Source organism: Pseudomonas sp. TE9122, assembly GCF_056278925.1.
Genome location: NZ_JBWBQI010000001.1, coordinates 2,986,698 through 3,005,572 on the forward strand (window position 1 = coordinate 2,986,698; position 18,875 = coordinate 3,005,572).

The following is an 18,875-nucleotide window of genomic DNA, read 5'->3' on the forward strand; positions in this document are numbered from 1 at the left end:
GCTCTGCGTCCCCAAGCGTGACGCAGAGCGTCACAAGAGGCATTCCCACGCAGAGCGTGGGAACGATCAGTCATCAGTGACAGGTCAGACAGCCAGCTTGTAAACCAGCGCCGAAATCGCCACCAGTCCCACCGCGGTAACAAACACATTCGACGCCTGACCGCGATAGCGCGCCATCGCTGGCACCTTGCGAATCGCGTACATCGGCATCAGAAACAGAATCGCCGCAATCACCGGCCCACCGACGGTTTCGATCATGCCCAGGATGCTCGGATCAAGCGTCGCGACGATCCAGCAGATCACCAGCATGAACGCCGCCACGATGCGATCCAGCGTTTTGGCACCCGGACGTCTGCCGCTCTTGACGATCAGGCCCTTGAGGCCTTCGCTGGCCCCGATGTAATGACCGAGGAACGACTTGGAGATCGCCACAAACGCAATCAACGGCGCCGCAAACTCGATGGTCGGGTTGCTGAAGTGGTTGGCCAGGTACGACAGGATCGACAGATTCTGCTCTTTTGCCTCAGCCAGTTGCTCTGGCGACAGGGTCAGCACGCAACTGAATACGAAGAACAGCACCAAAATGACCATCAATGCATGAGCGCGCGCGAGGATCTGTGAGCTGCGCTCATCGGCGTGCACACCGTAACGACGCTTCTGATCCATCGCGAACGCCGAGATAATCGGCGAATGGTTGAACGAGAACACCATCACCGTAATCGCCAGCCACAGCGTGTGCAGCAGCGCTGACGGCGCCGGCACTTGCGCGGCGGTGGCGAGGATGCCGCCGTTCCAGTGCGGAATCAGGTACACGGCGAGGAACAGCAGCGCAACGATGAACGGATAGACCATCAGGCTCATGGCCTTGACGATCGCCTGCTCGCCGCAACGCACGACGGCCAGCAGGCCGAGAATCAGCACGAACGAGAGCAGCGCGCGCGGTGGCGGCGTGATGTGCAGTTGGTGTTCGAGGAAACTGGCGACCGTGTTGGTCAGGCCGACGCTGTAGATCAGCAGGATCGGGAAGATGGCAAAGAAGTACAGCAGCGTGATCAAGGCACCGGCCTTGATACCGAAATGCTGCTCGACCACTTCGGTGATATCGGCGCCTTCGCGACCGGACAGCACAAAACGGGTCAGGCCACGGTGCGCGTAAAACGTCATCGGGAAGGCCAGCAGCGCGAGGATCACCAGCGGCCAGAAGCCACCCAATCCTGCGTTGATCGGCAAAAACAGGGTGCCGGCGCCAATGGCCGTCCCAAACAGTCCCAGCATCCAGGTGGTGTCCTGGCGATTCCAGCTCGAAAGTTCAGCGGGTGCTGCTGCGTCGAAGCGCTTTTCGAGGCTATTGGCCTGATCATTCATCCGGTCGGATCTCCGCATTCCGGTCACTTGCCACTCGGTCAGGACGCGTCGGAAAAAACCGACAGACATGCTCCGGCCGAAACAGGGGCGCGATTCTCCGTGATAAATCAATGCAAGCAAAGACTTAGCTGAGGAATGGTTGTGCGGAGCAGATCCAAGGATGGTCGTTTATAGAAAAAACAAGGTCGTTTATGGATACGTCGGATGCCGCAAACGGATACGTTTTGCACCCACCCATGCGTCATCGAATGCGCCTAGAGCGATATGCCGAGCATGAAACCCAATAAAACGCAGTACAGCCCGAAGCCGAAAAGCAACCAGAGCTTGCCATTTTCGCGCTTGTCTCTATTGCGCAACGCTTCGTCATATTCTGCGAACTCTCGCTCAATTTGCTCCAGTCGTGCCTTACGGTCATATGTGCTCATACTGATTAACCTTTGAATAATGCGCCTGACGGTCGTGAAGCATGAAGACTCACAACTTGAAGAAAAACCCTGCCACTGCGGTGATTGCAGTCAAGACTCCACCAAACACTGCAATTGGATAGAGCTTCGTCTCCCTTGATAACTTTTTCTCTTCAGCCTGAAGCTTTTTCCATTCAGCCACGAGTTTCCTTGATTCGTTTTCCAGCCTGTCTAGCTCCAGATTTTCGCGATCGTTATGGAACATTTGCCCTCCTTGGCTGCTGGCGGATCGGTGTCAGCATTTGCATGCACATCGACGGCTATCGTCATGCCCTTATCATCAAACTGTTCCATTCACGCTGACCAGCAGACGCATCTGCCATCCCCGTAGGCAAAATCCGCGATTCACGTAAGCCTCCTCATACGAGTGGTCCGCAATATTCCAGACCAACTACCTGCCAGAACTCCGCCATTGATCTAGCGTGAGAGAAGCCATAACCCAAGGAGCCTCCCATGCCACTGGTCCGCGTCGACATCCAGCAAAACCCAGACCCCACTTTCGCCAGGCGCATCGGCGAACAGATCTACGCCGCCCTGCGCAGCTGTATCGATGTGCCCGAGCACGACAACTTCCAGATTCTCAACGAGCACGACGGCCAGCACTTCGTGTACGACCCGCAATACCTCGGCATCGAGCGCAGCGACGGCGTGGTGTTCATCCAGATCACCATCAGCGAAGGGCGCAGCGTGGAAAAGAAGCAGTTGCTGTTCAAGACCATTGCCGAGAGCCTGCATGCGCAACTGGGTATTCGCCTGGAGGATGTGTTCATCAATCTGCTGGAGGTAAAGAAAGAGAACTGGTCGTTTGGCAACGGCATTGCGCAATACGTCAGCTGATTCGCAGCGCCCATGCCTGCGTACTTGCTTGTTCCACGAACCCGTCCAGAATCAAAGCACCACTGCGTGAATGCAACGATTGCCAAGCCGCTGCGGATTCAGCACTCTGAGTCGACTTTCGCGACCCACCCGCCGCCAATCACAGGAGCCGCGCAATGCCCGCAACCGTTCTGGTACTGGTTGAAACGATCAATGACTATCTGCCGATTCTTGAGCATCAGGGATTCCACCTGATCCTCGCACCAACGCCAGCCGAACGTGCGCAAGCCATCGCCACCCATGGCAGTCGCATCGATGCCGTGCTCACTCGCGGCCCGCTGGGTCTGACCGCGCAAGAGATCAGCGCCCTGCCCGCCCTGAAAATCATCACGGTGATCGGCGCCGGTTATGAACAGGTCGATCTGCAAGCGGCCAGTGACCGTGGGATCACCGTCACCAATGGCGCCGGAGTCAACGCCTCGTCAGTGGCCGATCATGCGATGGCGTTGCTGCTGGCATTGGTCCGCGATATCCCGCGCTGCGATGCAGCCGTGCGCCGCGGTGAATGGCCGAAAATCATGCGCCCGTCGCTGGCCGGCAAGCGTCTGGGCATCCTCGGGCTGGGCGCCGTGGGCATGGCGATTGCCAAACGTGCGGAGCTGGGTTTCGACATGCAGGTCAGCTACCACAGCCGCCAGGTGCGCAGCGATGTCGCTTATACATTCTGCTCGACACCCACCGATCTGGCGCGAGCCTCGGACTTCCTGGTCGTTGCCACGCCCGGCGGCATTGGTACGCGACATCTGGTGACGCGAGCTGTGCTCGATGCGCTCGGCCCCAAGGGTTTTATCGTCAACATCGCCCGCGCCAGCGTTATCGCAACGGCAGACCTGATCACCGCACTTGAGCAACGTCGTATCGCCGGCGCTGCACTGGACGTGTTCGATCACGAACCGGAAGTGCCTGATGCCCTGAAACACCTCAGCAACGTTGTGCTCACCCCACACGTCGCCGGGTTGTCCCCTGAAGCCACGCAAGGCACCGTTGAACTGGTGGGGAAAAACCTGATGGCGTTTTTCTCCGGGCAACCGGTGCTGACTCCCGTCGCCCTGCCGCCCAAGTTGAACAACCAGCGCGTGCATTAACGCGCGTGGCATCGTCGAACCGCGCCGATCTTTGCCCCATTCTCAAAGTTGATTATCCAGCAACACGCTAACCTATAAGACCGACCCGCGCTTGTGAGCACCCGAGCGCGCCATTAGATTAGCCAATGATGTCTGGCCTCCAAAATAAGCAGAAGGGATAAGCATGGCGCTTACTGACCAGTCCACCCGGATCCGTGCAGGCGAAGAACTTGATGCCAGCCTGATCGATCCGTACCTCAAGGCGCACATTCCCGGCCTGACCGGCACGCCGCAGATCAGCCAGTTTCCTGGCGGCGCGTCGAACCTGACCTACCTGCTGGAATACCCCGAGCAAGAGTTCGTTCTGCGCCGTCCGCCGTTTGGCCACAAAGCCAAATCCGCCCACGACATGGGCCGTGAGTTCCGCATTCTCAACCAACTGCGCGACGGCTTTCCGTATTGCCCGAAGGCCTACGTGCATTGCACCGACGAAGCCGTTATCGGCGCCGAGTTCTATGTGATGGAACGGGTCAAGGGCATCATCCTGCGCGCTGAACTGCCGCCGGAGCTGGGCCTCGATTCGGCGAAAACCGAAGCGCTGTGCAAAAGCTTCATCGACCGGTTCGTCGAACTGCACCGGGTCGATTACAACGCCTGCGGCCTCGGCGACCTGGGCAAGCCCGAAGGCTACGTCGCGCGGCAGATCAAGGGCTGGAGCGAGCGCTACGAAAAAGCCCTGACCCCGGACGCGCCGCACTGGGAAGCGGTCAAAGCCTGGCTCAACGACAAGATGCCGGCCGACCACCCGACGTCGAGCATCGTCCACAACGACTACCGCTTCGACAACGTCATTCTCGACCCGGCCAATCCGATGCAAATTATCGGCGTGCTCGACTGGGAACTGACCACCCTCGGCGACCCGCTGATGGATCTGGGCAACACCCTCGCCTACTGGATCGAAGCCGGCGACCCGGCACCGGTGCAACTGATGCGCCGCCAGCCAAGCCACGCGCCGGGCATGCTGACCCGCCGCGAATTCGTCGACTACTACGCCGAGCGCTCGGGCATCCGCATCGACAATTTCGATTTCTACTACACCTACGGCCTGTTCCGCCTGGCCGGCATCGTGCAGCAGATCTACTACCGCTTCTACCATGGCCAGACGCAGGACAAACGCTTCGCGCAGTTCATTCACATGAACAAACTGCTGGAGCAGATGAGCCTGCAGGTCATTCAGAAATCCAGCCTCTGATCCGGGCCAATAACAAGACTTTCAACAAGGGAAACCCATGTCCAAGACTCAGTTGTTCGACCTCGACGGCAAAATCGCTTTCGTCTCCGGCGCCAGCCGTGGCATCGGTGAAGCCATCGCCAAACTGCTGGCCCAGCAAGGCGCCCACGTGATCGTCTCGAGCCGCAAGCTCGAAGGCTGCCAACACGTCGCCGACGCCATCATCGCCGCCGGCGGCAAGGCGACAGCCGTGGCCTGCCACATCGGTGAGATGGAGCAGATCAGCCAGGTCTTCGCCGGGATCAAGGAACAATTCGGCCGCCTCGACATCCTGGTCAACAACGCCGCGACCAACCCGCAATTCTGCAACGTGCTGGACACCGATCTGGGGGCGTTCCAGAAGACCGTCGATGTGAACATTCGCGGCTACTTCTTCATGTCGGTCGAAGCCGGCAAGCTCATGCGCGAAAACGGTGGCGGCAGCATCATCAACGTCGCGTCGATCAACGGCATCTCGCCGGGAATCTTCCAAGGCATCTATTCGGTAACCAAAGCGGCGGTCATCAACATGACCAAAGTCTTCGCCAAGGAATGCGCGCAATTCGGCATCCGCTGCAACGCCCTGCTCCCCGGCCTGACCGACACCAAATTCGCCTCGGCACTGGTCAAGAACGACGCGATTCTGAAACAGGCACTGACCCAGATCCCGCTCAAACGCGTAGCCGATCCAAGCGAAATGGCCGGCGCGGTGCTGTACCTGGCCAGCGATGCGTCGAGCTACACCACTGGCGTGGCGCTGAATGTGGATGGCGGATTCCTGTCCTGATATCCAAGGCAAATTGCTAACCCGTGTGGGAGCGAGCCTGCTCGCGAAAGCGTGGTGTCAGTCAGCTATGTTTTGACTGATACCACGCTTTCGCGAGCAGGCTCGCTCCCACAGGGGCGGTGCCGAAATCCAGAACTCCTGCATCCGCGGGATTGCCCGGCTTATTGGGTTATGCAACGCGTAGTGGTGATGTGGCGCGTCACCTGCCCATCCACATACACATCCCCGGCAACCTCAGTATTTTCCAGCACCTCACACCGACGTTCCGGCGGTGGCGGCGGCGCGACAGGCGCAGGGGGTGGAGGACTGGCACAACCGGCCAACAGCACAGCAAGAAAAGCCAACGGCAATACGCGTTTCCCAGGATTATTCATAGGACGACCCGCGGTAAAGAGAGACAAACTCCCGCAACCCAACCGGCCGCGGAAGACCTGACCACTCATTCTTTATAGCTGAGCGCCTTGTTAGCGCCAGTGGATTGGGGTGATTGGCTGGTTTGGGCTGTCGGTTTTTGCGGGGATTTTCCGGCAGAGGGCTGGATTGGGATGATGGTTGTCGGCGAGGGCCTCATCGCGAGCAGGCTCACTCCCACAGGTTTGATCGAGTGAGTTCAGTAACAATCAGGTCGGCTGTCAGGCCGCCTTCGCGAGCAGGCTCGCTCCCACAGAAAATCAAAATCAAAATCAAAAGATCCCAGCCTTCGGCAGCTCCTACACACGATGAGCGTTAGCTCGAGTACCGCTTTTGATCTTGATCTTGGAGCCCGTCGGCAGGCTGAGTGGAGGGATTGATCCGGGCGTGGGAGCGCAGCGACCGTACGACGCAGTCGTACACAGCGAGTGTAGGTGCAGCGAAGCAAACCGGAGCCGCTGCGCCAGGATCGATCCCGCAGCGAAGGAACCCCGAGCCTAAGCGAGCGGGCCGAACGTCAGGGCGAAGACCTTTTGGTTACTTTTGGGGCGTTTGCCAAAAGTGACCCGCCGTAAGGGCGGAACCGTAACCAGCAGCACCCGCAGAAACGGATATACACCCACCCCCCCCCCCAGAGCATGGCCGGCCCAAAGGCCGCCAAGACCAAAGCGCGCTTAAGCCAAATCCGGATCCCGCGAAGAACGCAAGGAATTGCTCTCAAGCTCATACCTCAACTCATCCACCAACGCCTCAACCGCCCCAGGCGTACGCAGCGAAGCCAGATCCAGCCCGCTGATCACCAGATCCACCTGCCCCGAATCCCGGTGATACAACTTGACCGTCAGCGAATGATCACCATCCACCGAACACTCACAAGCCAGCGGCGCAAAACTGTGCTCGAGCCGAGCGCGCAACTGCGCAAGATTCATCATTGACGTTGTTCCTATGACTGTTTCAAAAGGGGCACGATCGCAGGCCCGAAATGGCCCACACCGCACCCCACCAGCCTAAGAACACAACGTCTTGGCCAATACATGAATTTGCACCCTTGTAACTAGTGCATTTGCACCCCTCAGCGCTGGCCTTTGGTGCCCCACTCTCCCGAAAACAAACCGCGCTCTCGAGCCCAGACGATCGCCTCGCTGCGGCTATGCACATCGATTTTCGAGTACACGGTGGCCACATGATTGCGCACGGTATTGGGCGCCAGTTTCAACCGCGCGGCGATCTCCTTGTCCGCCAGACCTTCACAGATCAAACCCAGCACATCACGCTCACGGGCCGTCAGGTCGGTGAACGAGGCGCTGGGCAGCTGCGGCGAGTTGATCTTCTTCACGTTGGCCAGCTTCTCGATCAGCGTTCGGCTGAACCACGACGCATCCTTCATCACCTCTTCGATCGCCGCGACCAGTTCCAGCTCAGTGCGCTTGCGCTCGGTCATGTCCATCAACACCAGCAGATAGCAGGACGTGTCGTGAATGTTCACGGTGTCGGCCGAGACCGCACATTCCAACAACTCCTCGTCCTTCTTGCGCACCGGCACATCGACCCGATCCACCCGACCGTTCTTCGCCAGCGCCGACAGCAGGCGCGTGCGCGCGCTGTCATCGTGGATGAAGCTCAATTGCGTCACGGTTTTGCCGAGTACATCATCGCTGTCATAGGCCAGGGTATCGAGGAACGCCTGATTGACATCGATGACCTCCTGCTTGTCAGCGGTGCAGATCAAAATCGGTACCGGAGTCAGACGAAAAGCCTTGGCAAAGCGCTCCTCGCTCTGACGCAAGGCAACCTCGACCCGGCGCCGAGGCTCCATGTCGACGAAGGAGAACAGCATGCAATTCTCGTCATTGAGCAGCAGCGGCTGACCGGCAACGATCACCTGTTTACTGCCACCGTCCGGGAGGCGCAGTTCCGCCTGCATCTGCGGAATGGTCGCGACATCGCGCAAGCGCTGGACAGCCAGATCGCGCTGATCCGCCTGCTCGAAGATATCGATTTCGTAGGCCGAAGTGCCGATCACCTGATCGCGGGTATAGCCGGTCATTTCCAGAAAGCCCGGGTTGACCTTGATGTAGCGCAAATCGCTGAGTCGGCAGATCACTGCCGGTGCAGGGTTGGCATTGAAGGTTTTTTCGAAACGCAGCTCAGCGTTGGCCCAATCGGTGACGTCGCTCATGATCAGCACCAGCGACTCGGGCTGGCCGACGCGGTCGGTCAGGACCATGCTGCGCACGCTGTGCACCCAGACCCGCTCCGGGTCGTCCACGGACGAAACTTCGATCAGCACATCATTGAACGCCTCGCAGCGGGCGACGCGGCTGATCGGGTAGTTGTCCGGCGGCAAGACATGATTATTGCGATAGCGCAGCGTGAAGCGTCTGGCGTACTCGTCGGCGTTACTGCCCAGATCACCGATGGTGCTGACACCGTGCATGGTCAGCGCCGCTTCGTTGGCCCAGAGAATGCTTTTGTCGAGTTCCAGCAGAATCACCCCGTCCGACAGCCCGGCAATGATCTGCTGCAACTGGCGACGGTTGGTTTCGGTGGTCAGGACTTCCTGGCTCATTGGATCTCCACACTGTGATGCGGCTAGGTGAAGAGTACGACCGCGGCGGCTCGGGATCGTGCCACAACCCCAAAATCGCCAAAAACCCCCTGTGGGAGCGAGCCTGCTCGCGAAAGCGGGGTGTCATTCAGAGCATTCGTTGACTGACCCGGCGCATTCGCGAGCACGCTCGCTCCCACAGGTTTACTGGGTGTGTTTACCTTAGGCGGCACGCTCGCTGGCCGCCACCATCGCCGACGCCGCGAGCATTGCCCTTAGCAACACCGCACACCCCGCCGCGAGATCATCCGGTGCGGCATTCTCGATTTCGTTGTGACTGATCCCGCCCTCGCATGGCACAAAAATCATTCCCGCCGGGCCGAGCTCGGCGAGGAAAATCGCGTCATGCCCGGCGCCACTGACGATGTCCATGTGCGACAGACCCAGCCCTTTCGCAGCACCGCGCACCGCTTCCACGCAGCCTTTTTCGAAGTACAGCGGCGGGAAGTCGGCGGTCGGGGTCAGTTCGTAGGTAAGGCCGTGCTCTTCGCAGGTCGCCTCGATCACTTGTTTCACTTCGGCAATCATCGAATCCAGCCGCGCCGGCTCCAGGTGGCGAAAATCCAGAGTCATGCGCACTTCGCCGGGAATCACGTTGCGCGAGCCGGGATAGGCTTGCAGGCAGCCGACCGTGCCACAGGCGTGGGGCTGATGGCCGAGGGCGGCGCGGTTGACGGCGCCGACGATCACCGAGGCACCGACCAGGGCGTCCTTGCGCAGGTGCATCGGCGTCGGGCCGGCGTGGGCTTCGACGCCGCGCAATTTCAGGTCGAACCACTTCTGCCCGAGCGCGCCGAGTACCACGCCGATGGTTTTCTCTTCGTCCTCGAGAATCGGGCCTTGCTCGATGTGCGCTTCGAAATACGCGCCAACCGCGTGCCCGCTAACCTTGCGCGGGCCGGCGTAGCCGATCGCATCCAGTGCTTCGCCGACGGTGACGCCGTCGGCATCGACCTTGGCGAGGGTTTCCTCGAGGGTGAATTTCTCGGCGAAGACCCCTGAGCCCATCATGCACGGGGCAAAGCGTGAGCCCTCTTCGTTGGTCCAGACCACCACTTCCAGCGGCGCTTCGGTTTCCACGCCGAGGTCGTTGAGGGTGCGCAGCACTTCGACGCCGGCGAGCACGCCGAAGCAGCCGTCGAACTTGCCGCCGGTGGGCTGGGTGTCGATGTGGCTGCCGGTCATGACTGGCGGCAGGCTCGGGTTGCGCCCGGCGCGGCGGGCGAAAATGTTGCCGACGGCATCGACCGTGACGCTGCAACCGGCGTCCTTGCACCACTGCACGAACAGGTCGCGCGCCTGGCGGTCGAGGTCGGTCAGGGCCAGGCGACAGACGCCGCCCTTGACCGTGGCGCCGAGTTTCGCCAGTTCCATGAGCGAGGCCCAGAGGCGATCGCGGTTGATGTGCTGATGGGTGGATTGCAGAACGTCTACGGCTGCGTTCATGGGGATCTCCTCAATGCTGATGCCGATAGTGCCCATGCTCTGCGTGGGCATTCATCCATGGACGCTCTGCGTCCGCTGTTGGGACGCGGAGCGTCCCGGGCTGCGTTCCCACGCAGAGCGTGGGAACGATCAGTTTCGGCGGTGTATGGAGCATCGCATTCGCGAGCAGGCTCGCTCCCACAGTGAGAATGCATTTCCAATGTGGGAGCGAGCCTGCTCGCGAAAAGGCCCTTGCTCACACCGCTGTTTTCACGGCAGAAGGCTGCGCCCGCATCACGCACAACCCGTAATAAATAATCCCGCCCAGCGCCGAGCCGGTGAACCAGCCATAGCTGTAGAACCAGCTGAACGCGTCGCTGCCCAGCGACAGCAGAGTCAGCGCCACCGGCACGCCAAAGGCGAGAAAACCGGCCCAGTTCCACGCCGGATACACGTCATCGCGGTACAGCCCGGCGAGGTCCAGTCGCTGTTTCTTGATCAGGAAATAATCCACCACCATGATCCCGGCGATCGGCCCGAGCAGGCTCGAGTAGCCCAGCAGCCAGTTTGAGTACACGGTTTCCAGGCTGATGTCGGAAACGATCAGGCCAAGCTTTTTCAGCAGTTCATGGCCCATCAGCACCAGCCCGACCAGACCGGTGAGCAACACCGCTTTGGTGCGGTTGATCACCTTCGGCGCGATGTTCTGGAAGTCATTGGTTGGCGAGACGATATTGGCGGCGGTGTTGGTCGACAGTGTGGCAACGATGATCAGCGCCATGGCCACCGCCACCCACACCGGGCTCTGGATATGGCCGATCAGCGTGACCGGGTCGGACACGGTGACGCCGACCAGTTTCACCGATGCGGCGGTCATCACCACGCCCAGCGCAGCGAAGAGGAACATGGTCAGCGGCAGACCGAAAATCTGCCCGAGAATCTGATCCTTCTGGCTCTTGGCGTAGCGACTGAAGTCGGGAATGTTCAGCGACAGCGTGGCCCAGAAGCCGACCATTGCCGTCAGCCCTGCCGCGAAATAACTGACCACGCTGGCGCCTTCCGGGCGCTTGGGCGGGATCGCCAGCAACTCAGTCATCGACACATTGGGCATCGCCCACACCAGCAGGCCGATGCCCACCGCCACCAACAACGGCGCCGACAAGGTTTCCAGCCATTTGATCGACTCGGCGCCGCGAATCACCACCCACAGATTCAGCGCCCAGAACACCATGAAACCGATCACCTCGCCGGTTCCGCCGAGGGATTTCCAGCCCTCGAACACCGAGCCGAGGAACAGGTGAATCGCCAGTCCGCCGAACATGGTCTGGATGCCGAACCAGCCACACGCCACCAACGCGCGGATCAGGCACGGCACATTGGAACCGAGAATGCCGAACGACGAGCGCAGCAGCACCGGAAACGGAATGCCGTACTTGGTGCCCGGGAAGGCGTTGAGGGTCAGTGGAATCAACACAATGACGTTGGCAAACAGAATCGCCAGCAGCGCTTCGCCGACGCTCAAGCCGAAATACGCGGTGAGCACGCCGCCGAGGGTGTAGGTCGGCACGCAAATCGACATCCCGACCCACAGCGCGGTGATGTGCCATTTGTTCCAGGTGCGTTCGCGCACCTTGGTCGGTGCCATGTCGTGGTTGTAACGGGGGCTGTCGAGGACGTCGTTGCCGGCTTCGAGCTCGAACAAGCCGTCGCGCTCGGTCACTTGTGATCTGGTCTGTTGCATGGCCGCTCCACTGTTCTTCTGATTATTTTTTGCTCATCAGGCGGCGGGCGCATACGGCGCCAGCCGGACGATGGCCGGAGGAACTGACAACTTTCATGCACCGGCCATGGTGTCAGCGGCGGCATCAATAAACGTGCCGGTTCTCGCGCTTAACGCTTGGGCGGTGCACTGGATGCTTTGCAACTTTCTGATATTCATCAGTTTTAATTGAATATTCGCTGAGTCCGGGAAAACTTGTCTGAACGCTCAGGCTAAACGTCGGGCAAGTTGTCCGAAGTGTCAGGACTCAAACTGGTGCACTGCATTTATTTTTGTCGGTGAACCCGCAACCGCAGCACAACTTCAAGCGGCTGATTTCACATAGGAAATCTTGCTCATATTTCCATCCTGTCAAGTGCGTCAAAATGGTGAGCGCCCTACCCATTTTGGTGATTTCTCGTTTTTATCTTTATTTATCAATAGCTTCAAACAGCTATAAGCTTATAAAAAATATTCTTGATCATTCTTGAAATCGCGACTAGTTTCTATTCCTGACAGCGATGACAGGAATACGAACTGCGCCGCTGTACTTCAATAAAACATTTAGAACCGGCACAAGTCGGTCATGCCTGCGAGGAATCCGGAATGTCTCTGTTGATCCGTGGCGCCACCGTTGTTACCCATGATGAAAGTTACCGCGCCGACGTCTATTGCGCTGACGGCGTGATCAAAGCCATTGGTGAAAACCTCGACATTCCCGCCGGCGCAGAAGTGCTCGACGGCAGTGGCCAGTACCTGATGCCCGGCGGCATCGATCCGCATACGCACATGCAGTTGCCGTTCATGGGCACCGTTGCCAGTGAGGACTTCTACAGCGGCACTGCAGCCGGCCTGGCCGGCGGCACCACCTCGATCATCGATTTCGTGATTCCCAATCCGCAGCAATCGCTGATGGAAGCGTTTCATCAGTGGCGCGGCTGGGCGCAAAAGTCTGCGTCGGACTATGGCTTCCACGTCGCGATCACTTGGTGGAGCGAGCAGGTGCGCGAGGAAATGGCCGAGTTGGTCAGCCACCACGGCATCAACAGCTTCAAGCATTTCATGGCCTACAAGAACGCGATCATGGCCGCCGACGACACTCTGGTGGCGAGTTTCGAGCGCTGCCTGGAACTCGGTGCGGTGCCGACCGTGCACGCGGAAAATGGCGAGCTGGTCTATCACCTGCAACGCAAGCTGATGGCTCAGGGCATTACCGGGCCGGAAGCGCATCCGCTGTCGCGACCTTCGCAGGTCGAAGGTGAAGCCGCGAGCCGGGCGATCCGTATCGCCGAAACCATCGGCACGCCGTTGTACCTGGTGCACGTTTCCACCAAGGAAGCTCTGGACGAAATCACCTATGCCCGCAGCAAGGGCCAGCCGGTGTACGGCGAGGTGCTGGCCGGGCACTTGCTGCTCGACGACAGCGTCTATCAACACCCGGACTGGCAGACCGCTGCCGGCTACGTGATGAGCCCGCCGTTTCGTCCGCGCGGCCATCAGGAGGCGCTGTGGCACGGGCTGCAGAACGGCAATCTGCACACCACCGCCACCGACCACTGCTGTTTCTGCGCCGAGCAGAAAGCTGCCGGACGCGACGACTTCAGCAAGATTCCCAACGGCACCGCCGGCATCGAAGACCGCATGGCAGTGTTGTGGGATGAAGCCGTCAACTCCGGGCGATTGTCGATGCAGGATTTCGTCGCGCTGACCTCCACCAACACCGCGAAGATATTCAATATCTATCCACGCAAAGGCGCGATCCGCGTTGGCGCCGATGCCGATCTGGTGCTGTGGGATCCGCAAGGCACACGGACCATTTCCGCCAAGACCCACCATCAGCAGGTGGACTTCAACATCTTCGAAGGCAAGACCGTGCGCGGCGTGCCGAGCCACACCGTCAGCCAGGGCCGCGTGGTCTGGGCCGACGGCGACCTGCGCGCCGAACGCGGCGCCGGACGCTACATCGAACGGCCGGCCTATCCGGCGGTGTTTGATTTGTTGAGCAAGCGGGCGGAGTTGCACAGGCCGACGGCGGTGAAACGCTGACAGCCAGGCCTTCGGCCTTCGCGAGCAGGCTCGCTCCCACAGGTGAGCGCATAGCAAATGTGGGAGCGAGCCTGCTCGCGAAGAGGCCCTCCCTGACGCCATAAAACCACTGCCCACCAGAGGCAGCACCTCAATTAGCCATGAGGCCATGAACCGTGATCGAGACCCTGAACCACCTTCCCCACCCGCACGAAAGCGCGGCCGCCCTCGCCGGCCATTTCACTGATCTGGCGCCGCCGCTTAATGCCCGGCAGGCGCATCTGGAAGCCTCGCGCTGCCTGTATTGCTACGACGCGCCTTGCGTCAATGCATGCCCCAGCGAAATCGATATCCCGTCGTTCATCCGCAACATCCATCAGGACAACGTCCAAGGCGCGGCGCAGAAAATCCTGTCGGCAAACATCCTCGGCGGCAGTTGCGCGCGGGTCTGTCCAACGGAAATCCTCTGCCAGCAGGCCTGCGTGCGCAACAACGCGCAGGAATGTGCGCCGGTGCTGATTGGTCTGCTGCAACGTTATGCCGTAGACAATGCGCATTTCGCTGAACACCCGTTCCAGCGCGCCCCGGCCACGGGCAAACGTATCGCCGTGGTCGGCGCCGGGCCGGCCGGGTTGTCCTGCGCCCATCGCAGCGCGATGCACGGGCATGATGTGGTGATTTTCGAAGCACGGGAAAAGGCCGGCGGGCTCAACGAATACGGCATCGCCAAGTACAAACTGGTCGATGACTACGCGCAGAAGGAGCTGGACTTTCTCCTGCAGATTGGCGGAATAGAAATCCGCCACGGCCAGAAACTCGGCGCAAACCTCACCCTGAGCGAACTGCATCAGCAGTTTGACGCGGTATTCCTCGGCCTCGGCCTGAATGCCAGCAGGCAACTCGGTCTGGCCCACGAAGACGCGCCGGGCCTGCTCGCCGCCACCGACTACATCCGCGAACTGCGCCAGGCCGATGACCTCACGCAGTTGCCCTTGGCTGAACGCTGCATCGTTCTCGGCGCCGGTAACACCGCGATCGACATGGCCGTGCAGATGGCCCGCCTCGGCGCGCGCGACGTCAATCTGGTGTATCGCCGTGGTGCGGCAGACATGGGCGCCACCCACCATGAGCAGGACATCGCCAAAGCCAACCAGGTGCGGTTGCTGACCTGGGCGCAGCCGGAGCAAGTGTTGCTCGATGATCAGGGCCGCGTGCGCGGCATGCGTTTCGCCCGCACCGATCTGGTTGAAGGGCGTCTACAAACCACCGGAGAAACCTTTGAGCTGGCTGCCGATGCGATCTTCAAAGCGATCGGCCAGAGCTTCGATGACAGCGCTCTCAGCGATCCGTTGGCGCGCGAACTCAAGCGTCAGGGCGAACGCATCGCGGTCGATGAAAACCTGCGCACCAGCGTCCCCGGCGTGTATGCCGGCGGCGACTGCACCAGCCTCGATCAGGACCTCACCGTGCAAGCGGTGCAGCACGGCAAACGCGCCGCCGAGGCGATCAACGCTCAACTGATGCTCAACGTGGAGGCTGCGTAAATGGCCGATCTCTCGATAGTCTTCGCCGGTATCAAAGCGCCCAACCCGTTCTGGCTGGCTTCCGCGCCACCCACCGACAAGGCCTACAACGTGGTCCGCGCCTTCGAAGCGGGCTGGGGTGGCGTGGTCTGGAAAACCCTGGGTGAGGATCCGGCGGCGGTCAACGTTTCCTCGCGTTATTCGGCGCATTACGGTGCCAATCGCGAAGTGCTGGGCATCAACAACATCGAACTGATCACCGACCGTTCGCTGGAAATCAACCTGCGCGAAATCACCCAGGTGAAGAAGGATTGGCCGGATCGCGCGCTGATCGTGTCGCTGATGGTGCCGTGTGTCGAGGAGTCGTGGAAACACATTCTGCCGCTGGTCGAAGCCACCGGCGCCGACGGCATCGAACTCAACTTCGGCTGCCCCCACGGCATGCCCGAACGCGGCATGGGCGCGGCGGTCGGCCAGGTGCCGGAGTATGTCGAACAGGTGACGCGCTGGTGCAAGACGTACTGCTCGCTGCCGGTGATCGTCAAACTCACCCCGAACATCACCGACATCCGCGTCGCTGCCCGGGCGGCGCATCGTGGTGGCGCCGATGCGGTGTCGCTGATCAACACGATCAACTCGATCACCAGCGTCGACCTGGACCATATGGTCGCCCTGCCCACCGTCGGCAGCAAAAGCACCCACGGCGGTTATTGCGGTTCGGCGGTCAAGCCGATTGCGCTGAACATGGTCGCGGAAATCGCCCGTGATCCGCAGACCCAGGGCTTGCCGATCTGCGGCATCGGCGGCATCGGCAGCTGGCGCGACGCGGCGGAGTTCGTGGCGCTGGGCAGCGGCGCGGTGCAGGTATGCACGGCGGCGATGCTGCATGGTTTCCGCATTGTCGAAGAGATGAAGGACGGCTTGTCGCGGTGGATGGACAGCCAGGGCTACGCCAATATCGCCGAGTTTTCCGGGCGCGCCGTGGGCAACACCACGGATTGGAAGTACCTCGATATCAACTACCAGGTGATCGCGAAGATCGACCAAGAGGCGTGCATCGGTTGCGGGCGTTGCCACATCGCTTGTGAAGACACGTCACACCAGGCGATCGGCAGTTTGAAACAGGCCGACGGGACGCATAAATATGAAGTGATCGATGAGGAATGTGTGGGCTGCAATCTGTGCCAGATCACCTGCCCCGTGGCCGACTGCATCGAGATGGTACCGATGGACACGGGCAAGCCGTTTCTGGACTGGAATCATGATCCGCGCAACCCCTATCACGTTGCAGTCTGAAAAAAACCCTCACCCTAGCCCTCTCCCAAAGGGAGAGGGGACTGATTGGGGGATGCTGACAAACTTCGCCGACCTGAAAGAGTTGTTGTGAATCCATAATCGACACGGTCTTTCAGGTCGATGTACCTCTCAATACACCTCGGTCGGCCCCCTCTCCCTCTGGGAGAGGGCTGGGGTGAGGGTAAGCCCTTGATGGTGCTCTTCAAGGCTCCAGCCCGATCCCGCGCAAAATCACACCTGTCACTGTCTGCACCGCCCGCTCGAACTGCATATCCGACAACGGCTGGTGATCATTAAGAATGTTCACCTGATGATCAAAGTCGGCGTAGTGCTGGGTCGACGCCCAGATCATGTACAGCAAACCCGACGGCTCCACCGGCAGGATCCGCTTGTCCTCGACCCACTGGCGAATCTTCGCTTCCTTCATCTTCGCCCAGTCATACAGGCTCGCATCCAGCGCTTCGCCCAGGGTCGGCGCGCCGTGGATGATCTCGTTGGCCCAGACTTTCGAGCCATAGGGCCGGCTGCGCGAATGATTCATCTTGGCGCGGATGTAACTGCTCAGCACCACGCGCGGGTCGTCGAACATCTCGAAGCACAGCGCGTCCTGCTTCCACACTTCCAGCAGATCGAACAGCACTGCGCTGTAAAGCTCGCTCTTGGTGCTGAAGTAGTAATGCAGATTGGAACGCGGCAACTGCACTTCGGCAGCGATGTCCGCCATGGCGGTGCTGCCGAAGCCTTTTTCGGCGAAAACCTTTTCCGCCGCCAGCAGGATTTTCTCGACGTTACTGCGGCGAATCTCGATCTTGTGATTGCCCATGTGGGCTCCCTGACAACAGCGTTGCGCAAGACTAGCATCCGCTCTGATCCGGGCGCGACCGCCGCCAACAAAACTTCGCAGGTACAAGCGCTATGGCGCAGCGCTCACACCGATAGGCGTTGGTTCACTCACGCCCAGATTACCTTCAACCTGCCCGGCCATGTGCAGCGTGCCGGCCATCACCCCAGTGGTCGGGTTCTGCAGCAGCTTCTGCCAGGCTTTGTCGAAGGTATTGCCGAGGCTGCTGCGAATCAGCGCTTCGCTGTCGGGGCGGTCGTTGGCCTGGATGATTGCGCGTATGCCGGCCACGCCGACCGAAATCATCGCTCCGGCGAGCTTGCCTGCTGCTGCCGCCACTGCACTGGCGGCGCCGCGCGGGGCCATTTCTGCTTCGATGCGCTGGCTGGCGCGCTTGGCCACCGGGGCCATCGCCGCGTCGGTGGAGGAAATGCCCTTGGCGCCGCCGTCGGTGTGGATCTTGTCGATCAGTGCGGCGTACGCCGGGAGGGTGTTGAGCGGCTCGGTGCTGATGACTTTGAACAGCGAAGCATCCCGCGCAGGCGGCGGGCCGAGGGCGATGGCCGGGATCTTCTGCAAGCGTCCGTTGAGCTGCGCAATCGGCACACCGTGACGCTGGGCGATGAGCGGCATCTGCTGCGCCATCAACTGCGCGTAGAACGCCGTGGCCTGCGCCAGGATCGCATCCGGATCGATCTCCACTGCTACCGGCGCGAGGACTTTTTCCTGATATTGCTCAAGCAGATACGCCGCCAGCCGTTTCGCCGAAGCATCCTGCTCACCGCCGGCGCTGATCGTGTACCAACTGACCTTCATCGACAGCCATTCCTGGGTCCAGTAGCTGCTGAACCAGGGGATGAAATTTTCTTCAGTTTGCTGATAGACCCGAGTGCGCCAATGTTCCATCGAGCCACGGGCGAACAGCTTGACCTGCTCGGTGGCCTGCTGCGATGCGCTGAGGATCTCACGGTCGATCTGCTGCCAGGTTTGCGCCGACACCACCACCGCCTGCGGCGCGCTCACCGGCGCCCGAGCCGAGGAGGCGCAGCCGGCCAGCAGAAACAGTGCGGCGACGACCAGCGCGCGCGGGTTCACGGTGGCGGTGTCCTTTGGCTTGGGGAGGTGCAGGTTTGAGTATAGGCAGGTCAGTCGATTTCGATG

General features: G+C 60.4%; 16 protein-coding genes. 7 read left to right on the forward strand and 9 right to left on the reverse strand.

Going from position 1 to position 18,875, the window contains the following annotated elements; all coding sequences use genetic code 11:
- Positions 1–84: 84 nt before the first annotated feature.
- The 3 genes from ACZ9BE_RS13395 to ACZ9BE_RS13405 form a co-directional block, all read right to left on the reverse strand.
- The gene (locus tag ACZ9BE_RS13395; RefSeq protein ID WP_476249547.1) at positions 85–1,365 is read right to left on the reverse strand and encodes a serine/threonine transporter; all 1,281 of its coding nucleotides are present in this window, start codon (positions 1,363–1,365) and stop codon (positions 85–87) included.
- Between the two features lie 254 nt (positions 1,366–1,619).
- A complete protein-coding gene (locus ACZ9BE_RS13400) occupies positions 1,620–1,790 on the reverse strand; it encodes a hypothetical protein (protein WP_177434191.1) in 171 nt (56 codons plus the stop codon).
- A gap of 49 nt (positions 1,791–1,839) precedes the next feature.
- The gene (locus ACZ9BE_RS13405) at positions 1,840–2,034 is read right to left on the reverse strand and encodes an FtsB/FtsL family cell division protein (RefSeq protein WP_056789207.1); all 195 of its coding nucleotides are present in this window, start codon (positions 2,032–2,034) and stop codon (positions 1,840–1,842) included.
- Positions 2,035–2,282: 248 nt separating this feature from the next.
- Here ACZ9BE_RS13405 and ACZ9BE_RS13410 point away from each other — a divergent pair, with 248 nt between their 5' ends.
- From ACZ9BE_RS13410 to ACZ9BE_RS13425, 4 genes are all read left to right on the forward strand, one after another.
- Entirely contained in the window at positions 2,283–2,666 is a 384-nt protein-coding gene (locus ACZ9BE_RS13410; protein WP_095180253.1) for a tautomerase family protein, read from the forward strand.
- Positions 2,667–2,821: 155 nt separating this feature from the next.
- Positions 2,822–3,790, forward strand: a complete 969-nt coding sequence (locus tag ACZ9BE_RS13415; protein WP_476249548.1) for a 2-hydroxyacid dehydrogenase — start codon at positions 2,822–2,824, stop codon at positions 3,788–3,790.
- 163 nt (positions 3,791–3,953) lie between these two features.
- Positions 3,954–5,021, forward strand: a complete 1,068-nt coding sequence (locus ACZ9BE_RS13420; protein WP_095180255.1) for a phosphotransferase family protein — start codon at positions 3,954–3,956, stop codon at positions 5,019–5,021.
- A gap of 37 nt (positions 5,022–5,058) precedes the next feature.
- The gene (locus ACZ9BE_RS13425; protein ID WP_041480848.1) at positions 5,059–5,826 is read left to right on the forward strand and encodes an SDR family oxidoreductase; all 768 of its coding nucleotides are present in this window, start codon (positions 5,059–5,061) and stop codon (positions 5,824–5,826) included.
- A gap of 1,085 nt (positions 5,827–6,911) precedes the next feature.
- On the opposite strand, the gene ACZ9BE_RS13430 is transcribed toward ACZ9BE_RS13425, so the two are convergent.
- The 4 genes from ACZ9BE_RS13430 to ACZ9BE_RS13445 form a co-directional block, all read right to left on the reverse strand.
- The gene (locus ACZ9BE_RS13430) at positions 6,912–7,169 is read right to left on the reverse strand and encodes a DUF1652 domain-containing protein (RefSeq protein WP_024013284.1); all 258 of its coding nucleotides are present in this window, start codon (positions 7,167–7,169) and stop codon (positions 6,912–6,914) included.
- Positions 7,170–7,309: 140 nt separating this feature from the next.
- On the reverse strand, positions 7,310–8,806 hold the full coding sequence (locus ACZ9BE_RS13435) for a helix-turn-helix transcriptional regulator (RefSeq protein WP_095180256.1): 1,497 nt from the start codon (positions 8,804–8,806) through the stop codon (positions 7,310–7,312).
- 201 nt (positions 8,807–9,007) lie between these two features.
- Positions 9,008–10,291, reverse strand: a complete 1,284-nt coding sequence (locus tag ACZ9BE_RS13440; RefSeq protein ID WP_476249549.1) for a Zn-dependent hydrolase — start codon at positions 10,289–10,291, stop codon at positions 9,008–9,010.
- Between the two features lie 235 nt (positions 10,292–10,526).
- Positions 10,527–12,011, reverse strand: coding sequence for an NCS1 family nucleobase:cation symporter-1 (locus ACZ9BE_RS13445; protein ID WP_252867800.1), 1,485 nt, complete (start codon positions 12,009–12,011; stop codon positions 10,527–10,529).
- A gap of 624 nt (positions 12,012–12,635) precedes the next feature.
- On the opposite strand from ACZ9BE_RS13445, the gene hydA reads away from it, so the two are divergent.
- From hydA to preA, 3 genes are all read left to right on the forward strand, one after another.
- A complete protein-coding gene (gene hydA / locus ACZ9BE_RS13450; RefSeq protein ID WP_252876494.1) occupies positions 12,636–14,075 on the forward strand; it encodes a dihydropyrimidinase in 1,440 nt (479 codons plus the stop codon).
- Between the two features lie 155 nt (positions 14,076–14,230).
- Complete coding sequence (locus ACZ9BE_RS13455; RefSeq protein WP_476249550.1) at positions 14,231–15,598, forward strand: NAD(P)-dependent oxidoreductase; 1,368 nt, start codon at positions 14,231–14,233, stop codon at positions 15,596–15,598.
- Positions 15,599–16,873 carry an NAD-dependent dihydropyrimidine dehydrogenase subunit PreA gene (gene preA / locus ACZ9BE_RS13460; protein ID WP_476249551.1) on the forward strand — a complete coding sequence of 425 codons (1,275 nt, stop codon included), beginning with the start codon at positions 15,599–15,601 and terminating at the stop codon, positions 16,871–16,873.
- A 202-nt stretch (positions 16,874–17,075) separates the two neighbouring features.
- On the opposite strand, the gene ACZ9BE_RS13465 is transcribed toward preA, so the two are convergent.
- Both ACZ9BE_RS13465 and ACZ9BE_RS13470 read right to left on the reverse strand, forming a co-directional pair.
- On the reverse strand, positions 17,076–17,696 hold the full coding sequence (locus ACZ9BE_RS13465; protein WP_024013291.1) for a TetR/AcrR family transcriptional regulator: 621 nt from the start codon (positions 17,694–17,696) through the stop codon (positions 17,076–17,078).
- Between the two features lie 90 nt (positions 17,697–17,786).
- Positions 17,787–18,809, reverse strand: a complete 1,023-nt coding sequence (locus ACZ9BE_RS13470; protein ID WP_476249552.1) for a hypothetical protein — start codon at positions 18,807–18,809, stop codon at positions 17,787–17,789.
- Between the last annotated feature and the right edge of the window lie 66 nt (positions 18,810–18,875).

Bases quoted from the DNA above. Each gene is read 5' to 3' on its own strand.
- ACZ9BE_RS13435 (WP_095180256.1), bottom strand. From the start codon at position 8,806: ATGAGCCAGGAAGTCCTGACCACCGAAACCAACCGTCGCCAGTTGCAG.
- ACZ9BE_RS13420 (WP_095180255.1), top strand. From the start codon at position 3,954: ATGGCGCTTACTGACCAGTCCACCCGGATCCGTGCAGGCGAAGAACTT.
- ACZ9BE_RS13425 (WP_041480848.1), top strand. From the start codon at position 5,059: ATGTCCAAGACTCAGTTGTTCGACCTCGACGGCAAAATCGCTTTCGTC.
- ACZ9BE_RS13395 (WP_476249547.1), bottom strand. From the start codon at position 1,365: ATGAATGATCAGGCCAATAGCCTCGAAAAGCGCTTCGACGCAGCAGCA.
- hydA (WP_252876494.1), top strand. From the start codon at position 12,636: ATGTCTCTGTTGATCCGTGGCGCCACCGTTGTTACCCATGATGAAAGT.
- ACZ9BE_RS13465 (WP_024013291.1), bottom strand. From the start codon at position 17,696: ATGGGCAATCACAAGATCGAGATTCGCCGCAGTAACGTCGAGAAAATC.
- ACZ9BE_RS13445 (WP_252867800.1), bottom strand. From the start codon at position 12,011: ATGCAACAGACCAGATCACAAGTGACCGAGCGCGACGGCTTGTTCGAG.
- ACZ9BE_RS13400 (WP_177434191.1), bottom strand. From the start codon at position 1,790: ATGAGCACATATGACCGTAAGGCACGACTGGAGCAAATTGAGCGAGAG.
- ACZ9BE_RS13440 (WP_476249549.1), bottom strand. From the start codon at position 10,291: ATGAACGCAGCCGTAGACGTTCTGCAATCCACCCATCAGCACATCAAC.
- ACZ9BE_RS13405 (WP_056789207.1), bottom strand. From the start codon at position 2,034: ATGTTCCATAACGATCGCGAAAATCTGGAGCTAGACAGGCTGGAAAAC.
- ACZ9BE_RS13410 (WP_095180253.1), top strand. From the start codon at position 2,283: ATGCCACTGGTCCGCGTCGACATCCAGCAAAACCCAGACCCCACTTTC.
- ACZ9BE_RS13430 (WP_024013284.1), bottom strand. From the start codon at position 7,169: ATGATGAATCTTGCGCAGTTGCGCGCTCGGCTCGAGCACAGTTTTGCG.
- ACZ9BE_RS13415 (WP_476249548.1), top strand. From the start codon at position 2,822: ATGCCCGCAACCGTTCTGGTACTGGTTGAAACGATCAATGACTATCTG.
- preA (WP_476249551.1), top strand. From the start codon at position 15,599: ATGGCCGATCTCTCGATAGTCTTCGCCGGTATCAAAGCGCCCAACCCG.